A 15,040-nucleotide genomic window follows, 5' to 3' on the forward strand; every position below is an offset into this window, starting at 1 on the left:
TGTATATGGAAAGTCCATTCGTATTCTGTTTAAAGATGGTGAAAATCCAATACAAGGGGATACGAGATATTAAACATGTGAAGCGAAAGCAAAGTGTCAGGTATAGAAGTCTCTCACCTCTATAGGTGGTGAGATGAATGCGGGATTAAGTTACTCTTCGATAAGATAGTTCGAAATTTTTGATTTTTATGTATTTGCGCATGTATTCTATTCAAGAGGTGATAGAATGACCACACATAAAAAGATAATAGCTATTTCAGGTAGCATTCGAGAAGGCTCTTCCAATACGAATATATTGAAGGCTTTAGCAGCTTTTATTCCTGAAGGTATTGATTATTCGATTTATAACGGAATACAAGACCTTCCGCATTTCAACCCGGATATAGATGGAACGGAACCGCCAGCTGTTGTCGAGAGTTTTAGAAAAACGTTAGCTGAATCACATGCGCTTATCATCTGTACGCCAGAATACGCAAAAAGTGTTCCAGGAGTTTTGAAAAATGCTTTAGAGTGGCTTGTCTCATCTGCCGAACTGTATAAAAAACCAGTAGCCGTTATAACAGCTTCTCCAGCCATTACTGGGGGAGACAAAGCGCATGAATCTTTACTACTTACGCTGGGAATGCTTGATACTAACATTGTTGAAAATGGATCATTGCTAGTCCCATCTGTCGGAACTAAATTTAACGATAATGCTACAGTGAAAGACGAGAGCACCAAGCAATCACTTATCGACCTTATCAATAGCTTAGTGTACGAGATTAATAAATAAAAACTTTATAATTCACAATAAATTAAGTGTAGCTACTGTGATTTCTAAAAAGAGCTATAGACAATAAAATATTTTATTGCAGTATTCAAGCCTTACTCCTAGCATAAAGTGTACCCTTTGTAAAGGACATTTTGAAAAAAAGCTAGGCAACCTTCTGAAGCTGCTGTCTGTATTTTGCAGGCGGCAGCTTTTTCAAGTTCCATTGCCCTCGATAATGGTTGTAATACATCATATAACTTTTCACTTCTCGTTTTACTTCTTCTAATGTTTCGCACGCTTTCAGATTGGTTTCATCTTTAAAATGACCGAAGAAGGATTCTTGAGGGGCGTTATCCCAACAGTTTCCTCGGCGTGACATAGATTGCCCTAGTCCCATTTCCTTCACAAGTTTCTGGAATTTTGGATTCGTATAATGGAATCCTTGATCTGAATGAATAAATGCATCTTTCGTTAAATGGTGGTGATTTCGCTTCAATTTACGAAGTGTATTGAGCGCGATATCCATACTTAATGAAGCAGATACTTCATACGCTAAAATTTCGTTTGTCTCAGCGTCCTTAATCGTTGATAAATAAGCACGTTTGCCGTTTCCATACGTCAAATACGTGATATCTGTTAATAATACTTTTCCTGCTACACCTTGTTTAAAGTTACGTTGTAATTCATTTGGACATGTACGATGTTCTTTTGTCGCTTTAGCCATTCTACGTGCCGGATTCGCTTTTCGAATTGGGCATACAATCTCGAATTTCTTCATAATGCGGCGAATACGTTTTAAGTTATACGCAATCCCATATTGATTCTCTAACGTCATTTTAATTTGACGTGCACCTTTCTTACGTCCTCGGAAATGATACGCTTTTAAAATGATTTCTTTGATTGCTTCATCTGCTAACTCATGGGCTGCGCGCTTTTGTGCTGATTTTTCAGTGAAATAATTATAGTAACCTGAACGAGATACGCCCATGATTTCACATAGATAGCTTACTAAACGTTTTAGTTTATATTTTTGAATCGTTTTACTGATTAAATCAAATTTTAGTTCTGTTGCGATTGTTATTTCTTCTTTAACATCTGCCTTTCGAGTAGATCGAGCTTTTTTAAAAGTTCATTCTCTGCTTGTAATAATCGATTTTTCGCTTCTAATCGTGCAATTTTTTCTTCTAAACTTAATTCCCGTTCTATTGGACGACCTGAATTCGTTTTCCGTGTATCTTGTAGACCCGCTACTCCAGTTGTACGATAAGCTGCGCGCCAACGCTTTCCCGCTGAACTAATGCGCTTCAAACCAATCAGTTCAACATCTAAACCGGCCTCTTCAAAAATCGTTCTTGGGAGTTTTCCTTTTTCATTTTCTGCAATAAAATGGCGTTTAAATTCTTCAGTATAAGTAATCGCTTTATCACTAATAGCTTGGACATTAGGATTACAGTTTAGTTGTTCTTGCTCTTTTTTTGTAAATAATCTTTTCGTCATTTCATTCCGCTCCGACATCTTTTTTCTCATTATAAACAAAAGTACCCAATAGGATAGACTTTTTTCAAAGTGTCTATCTTATAGGGTACAGTCTAGCAGGGGAAGGCTTTTTCTTTTATGGATAAGAAATTGACACCGAAATGGCGATTGGCTAACGAATTAAAGAAGATCACCCTACAATAGGTGATCTTTTTTACTCCGTTTTCATAGTTCGTTACTGTTTACCAAATGAAAGGAATTAGTTTTTTAGTTTTCTGTTTATATAATGTAAATTGTTCTCCGTACTTGTTTTGTAAGTAATCATCAGATTTTGGAATATAGCCCAAAATAAATACTAAGAATAAAAATAGAGGGATAAGCAAACTATAAATATTGTTAGAGATAAGCGCTAAGCCTAGTACCCAAAGGCAATCTCCAAGATAATTAATATGAATCGCATATTTAAATAAACCACCTGTATATAGTTTACCTTTGTTTAAAGGATTGTCTTTAAAAGGTTTTCTAAGTAACTCTGAAACCGTGTTTAACATACTCCCCTAAAAAAACAATATCCAGCCTACAATAAGTACCGTTAAGTTTGGATCCTGGTTACTAGTAATCATTAAAATGGGGAAACCTAAATAATAAATCCCAAAAGCTAAACTGTTCATAATGGCTTTCTGCCATGCAATACCCCTAGGCAACCATATAAACATCATAGCTGTTAATCGTAAAGCTGTAATAATTAGAGCAATAAAAAGCCCTAGTGAAATGCCTGGGTTGTCATATGTAACAAAAAGCAAATAATAGGCAATGATTAAATAGATAATCTCAGCAGCTAAAATTAAGATTTTTTCCTTTATCGTTGAATTGTTTATACCATACATTGTAAGACGCTCCTTTATTTTTTAATGGGAAAATAAACCTCTATGATATTATTCTCCTCTGGTGTGCTATAGGGGTCCGTTTGATAAACTTCAAACGGAGCACCGTTCAGTTTATAGTTATTTTCATCAATCCAAACATGCAGCTTTGTATGAATAGAAGGTAATTCATCGTAAGAGCCAATAAGCGTAGCCATTGCGCAAAGACCAGGATTAAATACTTTTGTTTTATTGGTGGCCATTGCAAGGGGAATGGCAATTTCTACATCATAATTTTCAGGTTCATATTCTGAACTATGGAAAATAGCAAGTGGCTTTGCGATAGGTGACAAATTCTCAAACAAAATTTTACTAAACAACTCATTAAAGTGTAGTAGAAAATCAGCGGTATTCATTTGTTTTCGTTGGGATAATATATTATAGGTTAAGTGATCAACAAGTTTAATCTCAATCTTATCTAAATAACCCATGATATTTTCCTCTTCATCTAACAGTTGAATATCAATCTTTAATTTTTTTAACAACGAAGAATAAAATGTAATCTGTTGTGTCAGATTTTCTTGTTTGGCTTTCATTTTAGAGTTAAGAAGTTCGGTATCCTCCCAATTAGCTAATATAACCTTGATTTCTTCTAACGAAAATAAATAGCTTTTTAAGCGTGCAATCAATAAAGCCGTTTCTAATTGAGAAATATTATAATAGCGATAGTTGTTTTTAGCGTCTATGAATGTAGGTTTTAAAAGTCCGATTTCATCATAGTAGCGAAGAGTCTTCAATGTGAGATGTGATATTTTTGAAAACTCACCGATTGTAAGCATAACAATCACCTCCTGTTTTAAATATAATGCTTCCTGTAAGGGGAGGGTCAATCAATGTAGCTAAATTTTTTTATTGTCATAAGATATTGGTGAAATTAGGGAGGAATAGATTGTGAGACTGCATAGGAAGAAGTTTAATGAATTTGATTTAAACCTCAAGTTGAATATACATTCCACAGGTGTTAATCAAACTGTTGATAAGAAATCAAGTTTATATAGGAAAATAAATGATTTTTTGTTTAGAGAGAAGGAAAAAGTTGATTAGAAATTCTATAAAAAAGATTCCCAATCAACTTTATAATCCCTATACGCACATTTTATCATTTCTTCTAATTATTTATCGTCTCCTTTTGGAACAGCTCCATGATTAATAATGGAAGATAATAATTGAATTCCACTTTCGATTTGTTGTTCTGATAATGCTCCGAATCCTAACATAATGATTGATTCTGGCTTTTGAAAAGACCAGTGGGCATTTGGGGAATAAATTTGAACACCTAATTTTTCAGCTTGAACAATTAAGTCCTCTGCTTTTATATGTTTTAAATAAAGTAATACATGCAGACCAGCTTTTTCTCCTATTACTTCAACCAAAGGACTTAAGTGATTTTCAATTGCTTTTAATAGTACTTTATGCTTCTTTTGGTATGTTGTTTTCATACGACGTAAATGCTTTTCAAAATAACCTTCCTCCATAAAGTGAGCAAGTGCATCTTGAATAATCAGTGAAGCCCCTTGACTAAATGAGGTAAGATGTTGAATACCGTGTTTTACTAAATCTTCAGGTAGAATAACATAGCTACATCTTATGGAAGGTGAAAAACTTTTTGAAAATGTGCCACAGTAAATCACTCGATTCTCTTTATCTAATGATTTCAACGGAGGTATAGGTTTTCCAATATGACGAAATTCACTATCATAATCATCTTCTATAATGTAACTCTTATTTTTCTTTGCCCACCCTAACAGTTCTAGTCTTTTTTTTATAGGTAAAACCATGCCCATCGGAAATTGATGAGAAGCAGTAATGTAAACAGCTTTTGCTAAAGTCTGTTTTAAATGCAAAACAGATATACCATCTTTATTTAATGGAATGTCACAAATTTTGCATTGACTCTGAGTGAATGCTGCTCTCGCTTCTTCATACCCTGGATTTTCGATAGCAACCATAGTTGATGTTAAATCTAATAAGCGCGTAATGAATTGTATACTTTGTTGAGTACCTCCAAAAATAAAAACCTGATCACTCGTACAATTAATTCCTCTAGAATTACGGACATAAAGTGATATTTGTTTTCTTAAATGTAACTCGCCTTGTTTTTCTCCATAGCTAGTCATATTATGAATATTTTCTAAAGCTCTATTCATACACTTTCTCCAAGCCCGAAGAGGGAATTTGGAGGGATCTAATGAACTATAAAAGAAATCGATTGAAATGCTAGGTGACTCGACTTCTTTGACATTCTTGATGGAGGGGCTAGGGTCTGATATAAATTTAAAATTTTCGAAAGGTAGAATGAAAACGCCACTTCTTGGTTTACTTTCTACATATCCTTCAGCAAGCAACTGCTGGTAGACAGAGTGTACAACCTGTTTGCTTACATTTAATTCGTGAGCAAGAAATCGAATGGAAGGTAATTTTTCACCAGCTTTTAAGTTACCTAATTGTATTTCATTTTTTATAAAATTATATAATTGTACATAAAAAGGCTCATGGTTCGTACTTCGATCAAAATAAAAAAACATAAATAGTCTCCTTAAACTGTCCTATAAAAAAAGTGATTAACTGTCTCTTTTCGAAATGACAGATTTATTTTATTCTATCATTATTCGAATTACAAAAGACTAATTTATAAGGATTTAAGGAGAAGATAAAATTTGTCGACATATATTTTACAACATGTGCCATTTGAAACTCCTGGCATTATAGAAGCAATCGAATCATATACGCTGATTAAGATGTATGAAGATGCACAATTACCTTCAATAGAAGAAGTTAGTATGTTAATTATCTTAGGGGGCCCTATGAGTGTAAATGATTCAATCCCTTGGTTAGAATCGGAAAAAATATTTATAAAAGAAATAATCGATGCGAATAAACCAATTTTAGGAATCTGTTTAGGGGCACAACTCATTGCAGAAATTTTAGGTGCAGAGGTTTATAAAAATCCGAAAGGTAAAGAAGTTGGTTTTTATCCGGTACAAAAAGTTACTAACGAATTCGATTTTTTACCTAGTGCACTTAAAGTTTTACATTGGCATGGAGATACATTCGAACTTCCTAAAGAAAGTAAGAGGCTGTATTCAACTGATGCTTGTTCAAATCAAGCCTTTATCTATAATTCAAATGTAATTGGTTTACAATTTCACTTGGAAATGACTAGAAATACGTTGGTGCAATTAGTGGAGGAAGATAAAAATTATATAGAAGGTAGTATTTATGAACAAACGGCTGAAACGATTTTAAATACTTCTATTTCATCTGAAAATAAAAAAGTATTAGCAGAGATTTTAGCGTATTTAAAAAGTAACTAAAAAGGGAAGAAGTATTTATGGATCAAAGAGTACATCCAGATTTAAAAGAAACATTTTCATCTTTAGAAGAAATTACACTAACAGTCGAGAATATAAAAGATATCCGAAGAAAAAGTAAAGAGATGATAGTACCCTATCAAAATAATAACCTAATTTTAGAAGAAAAATGGATAAATGATAGTGAAAAGTTAAGGGTTAAAATTTATCGTCCAAAACATCATAAGGATACATTGCCTGGTGTTTTATATATACATGGCGGTGGGTATATTTTTGGATCAGTTGAAGGTAACGATGCAAAATGTGGGGAGATTGTAGAGAAGGTAAATTGTGTCGTTATTTCAGTAGATTACCGGTTAGCTCCTGAACACCCATATCCTGCTGCGATTGAAGATTGCTATGTTGCATTGCAATGGTTTGCTGAAAATGCTCAACAATACAATGTTGATCCTGATAATATAGCTGTTCTAGGAGGTAGTACTGGAGGTGGTTTAACAGCAGCACTTTCTCTAATGGCAAGAGATCGAAAGGGACCCAAAATTAAATTTCAAATGCCTTTATTTCCAATGATTGATGACAGCTGTCAATCAAAATCTTGTAAAGAGATTATCGATAAACGTGTGTGGTGTGGCGATTTTAATAGACTTGCTTGGAAGCAATATTTAAAAAATAATATTGGAGAGAAAACGCCTATTTATGCTGCCCCAGCTAGAGCAACAGATTATTCAAATCTGCCTCCTACTTATACATCAGTTGGAGAACTTGATCCTTTTAGAGATGAAACAGTACAATACGTTACAAATTTAATAAATGCAGGTGTACCCGTAGAATTTCATCTCTATCCGGGATGTTTCCATGAGTTTGAAGCAATTGTTCCAAATGCGGCTATAAGTAAATTGGCAACAGAAGAAACTTATCGGACATTGAAAAACGCATTATATAATTAATATGGGTACTTAACTTTATCTTATTTTCTCTTCAAACAAGATCTATTGTTTAGCATTTGCAACTGTATATTTTTAAATTTTATTTATTATAATTTCCATAACGCAAAAAGCATCTACTCTGAGGGATGCTTTTTGTGTTGTTATTAGATTTTGTCGCCGTCTTTTAAGAGGAAGTCTTCAAATTCTTTACAAACAGAAGTGTTATTAAGGGATTCTGAATTTTTAGTTTTATGTTAATATATTTAGTGAACTATATTTTCTGAGGCGGTTTTTAATTGTCCTCTACAACAACTTTAATCGAGGATTTTCAAAGCTTTTTTAATCGTTATCAAAAAGTATGGAATGGATGTAACGTCAAGGAAATGAATGCTTTGATTGCACCGGATATAGCAGTAGGGGTGGGGAGGACCTGGGACTAGTATTTCCGATTGGGGATACGAGGGGACTTGTAATGGTTGGGTAGAAGCATATAAACATTATGAAGGCCATAATCCAAAATGGCACTTTAAAGAATTGCATATTACACCTGCATCTGAAAATGAAGTTATTGCAACGTTTTGGGTAACCTTTGAAATGGATGGGGAATTTATAGATGTAGTAAAACTATTTGTTCAGAGATTTAGGAAAGAACAAAATGATGAATGGAAATTAATAAGGGAGTATTGTGAACACCTAAGTTCCGAATTTTTTATCTCCAACTAATTTCATTCTTTATGGATTTTAATAAGTTTAATTTAACCACTCGTATTTGGGTGGTTTTTATTTTGCCTTGAGAAGCGGGGCAGGGGGATTCTGTCTTTTTCCATCTTGGCTCACCACTTAAAGCATCCAGTCGGAACGGAAATCAACCCCACGTTATGGTGATGAGCCTTCATCTTGATGTATTTCCATCTTTCGGTCCTAACATTTTCATTTAGTCTGTTTGTTGAAAGTGGAGTGTATATTCTTGATTATTAATTGCTAAAAAAATATAATTTCTAAATAGAAACTATATTCGGGGTGAAATTAATGGAAAATATAAAAAATGCTCTGATTAATTTGCAGTGTGAACTGGTTGCAGAGAGAAATAAAGTGAATCTGCAAAATATTAGTTGGATACAATATGATATCTTGCATCTGTTGTCAGAAGAGGAAAGATTATTACCTTCGCAAATAAGTACTATTCTTGGGATAAGTAGAACGAAATTGTCTAAATCTCTGAAAGACCTAAAACGTTTAGGCTATCTGGAACAAAAACCAAATGTCCAAGATGGAAGAGAGTTAATCACTATGCTGACTGTTGATGGAAAAGCGATCCTAACAAACATAGAAGTTGGCCATGAGGAACTTTACAAAATTGCAAGCAGCGTATTCTCAGAGGAAGAGCTAGCGTTGTTTTCTGAGCTATCAATGAAATTTTCCAAGGCTCTTAAAGACGAAAGGTTGAAGGAGCATGAATAATTTTATTTCAATCAAAGGGGCAAAGACAAACAACCTAAAAAATATTTCAATCGATATTCCAAAGCATAAAATCACTGTTGTCACTGGTGTATCTGGATCAGGGAAATCGTCTTTGGTTTTCGATACTTTAGCAGCTGAATCTCAAAGACTATTAAACGAGACCTATTCCAGTTATATTCAACAATTACTGCCGCATTTTGATAAACCTGTCGTTGATAAGATAGAAAATCTGCCAGTCTCAATAGTTATTGATCAAAAAAAAATCAGAGGAAATGCTCGCTCGACTGTTGGTACATTCACAGACATTTATACAAGTCTGCGATTGCTGTTTTCTAGAATGGCTACCCCGTTTATAGGTTATTCTATGGCGTATTCGTTCAATAATCCGGATGGAATGTGTCCGGTTTGCAAAGGTATTGGGGAGACGCAGCAGATCAACGTTAACAAATTAATTGATGCTGACAAATCACTTAATGAAGGAGCCATCCGTTTCCCTACATTTCAGCCTGGAGGTTGGCGGCTCACTCGCTATACGGAGACAGGAAATTTTGATAATGATAAAAAAATCTCTCAATATACAGAAGAAGAATTGAAAATCCTACTTTACGATGAAGGAAGTGCCCCGAAAAATCCAACTGAGCGTTGGCCTAAGACTTCTACATATATCGGAGTGCTTCCTCGGATTCAAAAAAGTTTTGTAGAAAAGGAAGATCTCAAATATCAATCTGATTTAGATAGAATTCTTGAAATTCATACCTGTCCGGATTGTTTGGGGACTAGAGTAAATAAAACAGTACGTTCAGCTAAAATAAGAGGTAAATCTATTGTAGATTGTGTGGATATGTCTATTGCTGACTTATTGTTGTTCGTCCAATCCATTGATAGTCCGTCTGTTTCACTTATTATTGAAGATTTAATCCGAAAACTTGAAAGTCTACAGATAGTTGGGCTAAATTATCTCACCCTTAATCGAAATACCACAACTCTTTCAGGCGGGGAATCTCAAAGAATAAAAATGACGAAGCATTTGAATAGTTCATTGTCAGATGTTTTGTATATTTTTGATGAACCAAGTATTGGACTTCATCCAGAAAACATCGTTGGCATCAATCGAATTTTTCATGGGTTGAAGAAAAAAGGGAATACAGTCGTTTTAGTCGATCATGATCCCGATATCATTAAAACTGCTGATCATAACATCAACATTGGTGAGTATGCGGGAGAAAATGGAGGAAGAGTAACGTTTGAAGGGAACTATTCTGATTTGCTGATTTCTGATACGCTCACTGGTAAAGCTTTATCAAACAAACATACGGTCAACACAGACAAAATTGCTTTTCAATCATTTTATACACTTAATCATGTCAACCTTCATAATGTTCAGGATGTAACAGTCAAAATACCAAAACAGGCTTTAACTGTTGTGACAGGTGTTGCTGGCTCTGGAAAAAGTACATTGATACGTTATCTATTCACTGAGAAGTATCCTAACACTAGAGTACTGGATCAAAGCCCTATACATGGGAGCAATCGGTCCAATTTACTAACTTATCTCAATGTGTTCGATAAAATAAGGGAGCTGTTTGCTCGTGCTTCTCATAAAAGTGCGTCTTTATTTAGCTTCAATGGAAAAGGTGCTTGTCCAGTTTGTAAAGGGAAAGGCCATGTAACACTCGACTTGGCCTATATGGGAGACGTTGAACAAGTTTGTGAGAAATGCCATGGAAAAAGATATAACGACGAAGCGCTTTCCGTTAAGTGGAGGGGATTAAGCATCCACGATGTACTTCAGCTGACGCCTATAGAGGCCAAAGAATTTTTTAGTGATCACACTATTCAAAGAATTATGTCCAATTTAATCATGTCCAATTTAAGTTATGTACGCTTAGGTCAAAGTTTAGATACTTTTTCAGGTGGTGAGCTTCAAAGGGTAAAAATTGCAAAAATATTGGGTGATTCAAGTAATGACCTTATTGTTTTGGACGAGCCAAGTACAGGATTGCATGAAGCTGACATTGATAATTTATTAGTGTTATTTAAAAGACTTTTATGTGAGAAGAAAACATTAATTGTGTTGGAACATAATTTATCAATTATAAGTCAAGCACAATGGATCGTTGATATGGGGGTAGAGGGTGGAAGCTTAGGAGGAAATGTTCTCTTTGAAGGTTATCCTATCGATTTATTGGAAATAGAAAACTCATATACAGCAAAACACTTACAGCGCTATGTGAAATAGACAAAACAGCAGACAGACCATTGCTGTTTACATGAAAAATTGCGAATTTAACACTACATTTCGAGCAGGTTTCAACCTTCAAATTTGATACACCTATCGATGGTAAAAAGCAGGCCACATCATATGATTTGATTTCTTTTTAAAATTTGAAATTAGAAAAAGAAGGAGCATATTTTAAATTCGCTTTCACGATTCACTCTGTACTACACAATCAACCGCCGATGTCCGATTTGATTGCTCACCAAGAACTATCACAAAATACAAAAAGCCCTTAAAGAAATTGCTCACTTTAAGGGCTTTCTATGTTAATTATTCGAAATCAATAATAATTTTTAATGCATTTTCTTTCGCTGCATTACCGAATGTTTCGTATGCCTCAATCATATTGTCAAATTTATAACGATGTGTTACTAGTGCCTCAGGTTTAATCTTACCAGTTTCTAATGTTTTTAATAACATTGGCGTAGTATTTGTTGATACTAAGCCAGTTGTAATTGTGACATTACGAATCCATAAATCTTGTAATTGAAGATCAACTGGTTTACCATGTACACCCACGTTCGCTAAGCGACCTCCTGGTGATAAGATACGTTGACAAAGGTCGAATGTTGCAGGGAAACCTACAGCTTCGATTGCTACGTCTACGCCACGACCATCCGTAAGTTCAAAAATTTTATCCATTGCTGCTTGTGCATCACGTGAGTTGACTGTGTGGGTTGCACCGAATTTCTTTGACTCCTCTAAACGGTTATCGTCTAGATCTATCATGATGATTTTTGAAGGAGAATAGAATTGCGCAGTTAATAATGAGGACATCCCGATTGGGCCTGCGCCTACGATAGCTACTACATCACCAGGTGATACTTGACCATTTAATACCCCGATTTCGAAACCAGTTGGTAAAATATCAGAAATCATTACAGCTGCATCATCAGAAATCCCTTGAGGAATGTGGTATAAAGAGTTATCTGCATGTGGAACGTGAACGTATTCTGCTTGTGTACCATTGATTAAGTGACCTAAAATCCAGCCACCATCTTCACAGTGTGCATATAAAGATTGTTTACAATAGTGACATTTACCACATGAAGTAACACATGAAATGATTACTTTATCGCCTACTTTGAAGTTTGATACGCCTGCGCCTACCTCTTCTACAATACCGATACCTTCGTGACCTAAAATTGTACCTTCTTTAACGGCTGGCACGTCGCCTCCCAAGATGTGTAAGTCCGTACCACAAATTGTTGTTTTTACTAGACGCACAACTGCGTCACCATCTTTAATTACACGTGGTTTTTCAACTTCACGTAATTCTTTTTTACCTGGGCCTGCATATACTAGTGCTTTCATTTAAAATAGCTCCCCACTAAATAGATTTGGATGTAATTAGTTTATAAAATCCTAATACACAGTAAATATAAATAATTTTTCACAAAACGTCAACAAATTAGACACAAAAAAGTTAAAATTTATAACTTTGATAAAAATCAAAGGTGAATAGCACGTTTGCTATTCACCTTTAATTATTCCTATTTACTTTAATTTTAAACTACGAAGTGAGGCATGACCTCGACGCAGTCGATTTTCTGTTCCTGTTAAGAACGGCACGATTGCTTGTAAACATTCATTGTCATATAAATATTCCTTATGAATAATTCTTGGTAATGGCAGTTCTTTTTCTCTACAAGCATCTTTACAATGCTCAATAAACGCTGGCTGTAGACTTGTATAAAATACTGGTGGCATTTCATATTGTGCATACGCTTTCTCAATCGCCTCCACAAATAAATCCTCACTTAACGATTTATCAAAGCTAAAGCCCGTTAATTTCTTTGTATGGACATCTATAATAGATGCCATATAAACCCAACCTTGATGCCATGTTGGTACATAACTAATATTGAGTACCCACTTTTTATTGGCTTCCGTCGTTTCAAAGCCATCATTAACAATAGGCTCTTGGATTTCTTCCTCGTGTGATTCTGCTTCTGCTTCTGCTTTTGCTTTCTTTAACACACGCTGTACTTTCCGCAAGCTTCCTTGAAAGCCACGCATTTTTAAAATGTCATACAACTGTGAAGCATTGTAAAGTTGTCCTTCTTCAATAAAAATCTGTTCAATTTCTTCTAATAATTCCTCTGATGAAGATTGTGTTGGTGTTGCTCTTTTTTGCAATGCGTTGTAATATGTGCTTTTTGGTAAATCTAATAGCTCACAAAGTACTTTAACAGCATATTTTTTACTTTCTCGTTCAATATATTCAATCACATCTGTCTCAGCTATTTGGGTGCGAATATGGTAATAGCCTTTTTAAAAATATCGACCTCTTGTTTTAATCGCTCGTTTTCTTTTTGAACTGTTAATACTTCTGCCTTTGTCATATCGACGACACCTTCAACAGGTGAGTATAATTTTATCCATTTATAGATCGTAACTTCTGAAATACCATATTCGCTTGATAGTTTACTTACAGCGGTGCCGAGGCGATATTGTTTAACAAGTTCTAATTTAAAATCTGATGAATATCGTTTTTTCCTCATTTTAAGCCCCCTTTTTTTTCTCTTATTTATAATAGTGCCTAGTCATATTTATGTCTAGGTAAGATGTGAAAATGATGAAATGACTCGTTTTTGTACTTCGTTTCTGTTAATTTCTTCTATTTGGACCGTTGTTTAAACGGGTGTCCAAACACCTGTACCTGTCGCTACGCTTTCGGCACAAAAGACATCTGCTGAAAGAAGTTAAAGCCTCCGGCGGATGTCACGGAGTCGAAAGGAGTTCTTAGGGGATGTTAGCCTAAAATCATCGCATCCATGCGATAACGGCTAACTGACCTGCATCGTGCAGGCCTAAGCACAAAGCCGATTCCGGACGCAATTATGCCGAGGCATAATTGATATGAATAAAATACTATTGGAATGACAATAAAAAAGTAGTGGAAGAGGCGTGTTAAGTAGCTTTTCTTTGAATAAGAAATATAGTAATAAAACAATTTTTACGAATGTTACAAGTCAAAGCATTTAAGCTTACACGATTGTAATGTAATTGAAAGCCAATACGATAGAGTGTAATACATTATTTTGCGAGAATGTATATAGAAGCAAGAACAAGAAGCGGAGGAATACACAATGAATGAAAAATTAGAAGGCGTATATGAGGAATTTAATCGTTACATATACCACTTATGTTTAAAACTTACTCGCAATACTGTAGAAGCTGAAGATTTAATGCAAGAAGTATGGGTAAAAGTTGTGCGCTATGAGGATAGCGTTGCCGAGGTGGAGCATATTAAAGCTTGGCTTACAACAATTACAATGAATACATTTAGAGATCGCTACCGTAAAAAAGTACGACGTAGTAAATACATGATGAACCAACCTGAAACATTAGACGTACCGATTTTAGATTTGGTTCCCAATAATGATATTTCAACTGAAGAAAAAATTGAAAAAGATATTGTTACTAAATTAGTACAGGATAAAATGGAGCAATTAGATGGAATCTATCGTAAAACATTATGGTATTTCTACATAGACCAATATTCACTTGCTGAAATCTCTTCAATTATGAAAGTTTCAATTGGTACTGTGAAATCTCGTTTATTCCGTGCAAAAGCTCGTTTGAAAGAAATGCTTATGGCCGATGTATCAATAGTAGAGTCTGTGCTACCAGCATGATAACATGCATTGGTCGCACTAAATAATTACTTAGACGGAAGTATTCGTTCGGCCAATCAAAAAAAGATGCATTGCAAAATTACTTTGCGATGCATTTTTTTTTGTGAATTTTATCGTCGGTAGAGCAGCGAACATCGTCGGTGGAAGCCCCAGAATCGCTGATAGAACTGCGAACAATGCCGATAGAAGCCGTGGAATAGCTGATAAAATCGCGAACATGGCCGGGAGATTCTGCTTTTCCGCTGCTAGGACGCTCTCGTATTCATTATCAAA

Annotated in this window: 14 protein-coding genes; 6 read left to right on the forward strand and 8 right to left on the reverse strand. The window is 34.9% G+C overall.

The genetic code is table 11. The features are described 5' to 3' along the window. The first annotated feature begins 226 nt into the window (after nt 1-226). On the forward strand, nt 227-772 hold the full coding sequence (locus FJQ98_RS02460) for an NADPH-dependent FMN reductase (protein WP_053594911.1): 546 nt from the start codon (nt 227-229) through the stop codon (nt 770-772). A 142-nt stretch (nt 773-914) separates the two neighbouring features. Here FJQ98_RS02460 and FJQ98_RS02465 read toward each other — a convergent pair. From FJQ98_RS02465 to pdxR, 5 genes are all read right to left on the reverse strand, one after another. After that, nucleotides 915-2,248, reverse strand: a protein-coding gene (locus FJQ98_RS02465) for an IS3 family transposase (protein ID WP_425492678.1) whose coding sequence is annotated in 2 segments (ribosomal slippage) — nt 915-1,864 and nt 1,864-2,248 — 1,335 coding nt in all. Because the reading frame shifts where the segments join, the coding sequence is not laid out codon by codon here. 221 nt (nt 2,249-2,469) lie between these two features. Beyond that, entirely contained in the window at nt 2,470-2,778 is a 309-nt protein-coding gene (locus FJQ98_RS26605) for a methyltransferase family protein (RefSeq protein WP_246494270.1), read from the reverse strand. Nucleotides 2,779-2,784: 6 nt separating this feature from the next. After that, nucleotides 2,785-3,114 (reverse strand): hypothetical protein, encoded by a 330-nt coding sequence (locus FJQ98_RS26610; RefSeq protein WP_246494272.1) that lies wholly within the window; start codon nt 3,112-3,114, stop codon nt 2,785-2,787. Between the two features lie 14 nt (nt 3,115-3,128). After that, complete coding sequence (locus tag FJQ98_RS02475; protein ID WP_053597377.1) at nt 3,129-3,929, reverse strand: MerR family transcriptional regulator; 801 nt, start codon at nt 3,927-3,929, stop codon at nt 3,129-3,131. 333 nt (nt 3,930-4,262) lie between these two features. Then, nucleotides 4,263-5,675, reverse strand: coding sequence for a MocR-like pyridoxine biosynthesis transcription factor PdxR (pdxR, locus tag FJQ98_RS02480; protein WP_053597378.1), 1,413 nt, complete (start codon nt 5,673-5,675; stop codon nt 4,263-4,265). A 132-nt stretch (nt 5,676-5,807) separates the two neighbouring features. On the opposite strand from pdxR, the gene FJQ98_RS02485 reads away from it, so the two are divergent. The 4 genes from FJQ98_RS02485 to FJQ98_RS02500 all read left to right on the forward strand — a co-directional run bounded on the left by FJQ98_RS02485 (nt 5,808) and on the right by FJQ98_RS02500 (nt 11,087). Next, the gene (locus FJQ98_RS02485; protein WP_053597379.1) at nt 5,808-6,464 is read left to right on the forward strand and encodes a type 1 glutamine amidotransferase; all 657 of its coding nucleotides are present in this window, start codon (nt 5,808-5,810) and stop codon (nt 6,462-6,464) included. Nucleotides 6,465-6,481: 17 nt separating this feature from the next. Next, nucleotides 6,482-7,408: an alpha/beta hydrolase gene (locus FJQ98_RS02490; RefSeq protein ID WP_053597380.1), complete on the forward strand. Its 927-nt coding sequence runs from the start codon at nt 6,482-6,484 to the stop codon at nt 7,406-7,408. A 1,008-nt stretch (nt 7,409-8,416) separates the two neighbouring features. Further along, on the forward strand, nt 8,417-8,848 hold the full coding sequence (locus FJQ98_RS02495) for a MarR family winged helix-turn-helix transcriptional regulator (RefSeq protein ID WP_053597382.1): 432 nt from the start codon (nt 8,417-8,419) through the stop codon (nt 8,846-8,848). Beyond that, entirely contained in the window at nt 8,841-11,087 is a 2,247-nt protein-coding gene (locus FJQ98_RS02500; protein WP_053597383.1) for an ATP-binding cassette domain-containing protein, read from the forward strand. The genes FJQ98_RS02495 and FJQ98_RS02500 overlap by 8 nt, the downstream gene beginning before the upstream one ends. A gap of 309 nt (nt 11,088-11,396) precedes the next feature. On the opposite strand, the gene FJQ98_RS02505 is transcribed toward FJQ98_RS02500, so the two are convergent. From FJQ98_RS02505 to FJQ98_RS02515, 3 genes are all read right to left on the reverse strand, one after another. Next, complete coding sequence (locus FJQ98_RS02505) at nt 11,397-12,440, reverse strand: zinc-dependent alcohol dehydrogenase family protein (protein WP_053597384.1); 1,044 nt, start codon at nt 12,438-12,440, stop codon at nt 11,397-11,399. Between the two features lie 183 nt (nt 12,441-12,623). Then, nucleotides 12,624-13,358, reverse strand: a complete 735-nt coding sequence (locus FJQ98_RS02510) for a hypothetical protein (RefSeq protein WP_053597385.1) — start codon at nt 13,356-13,358, stop codon at nt 12,624-12,626. An 11-nt stretch (nt 13,359-13,369) separates the two neighbouring features. Continuing rightward, the gene (locus tag FJQ98_RS02515; RefSeq protein ID WP_201406611.1) at nt 13,370-13,630 is read right to left on the reverse strand and encodes a transposase; all 261 of its coding nucleotides are present in this window, start codon (nt 13,628-13,630) and stop codon (nt 13,370-13,372) included. Nucleotides 13,631-14,218: 588 nt separating this feature from the next. Here FJQ98_RS02515 and FJQ98_RS02520 point away from each other — a divergent pair. Then, the gene (locus FJQ98_RS02520; RefSeq protein WP_053597387.1) at nt 14,219-14,767 is read left to right on the forward strand and encodes an RNA polymerase sigma factor; all 549 of its coding nucleotides are present in this window, start codon (nt 14,219-14,221) and stop codon (nt 14,765-14,767) included. Nucleotides 14,768-15,040 lie beyond the last annotated feature (273 nt).

The organism is Lysinibacillus agricola (assembly GCF_016638705.1).
GTDB lineage: Bacteria > Bacillota > Bacilli > Bacillales_A > Planococcaceae > Lysinibacillus > Lysinibacillus agricola.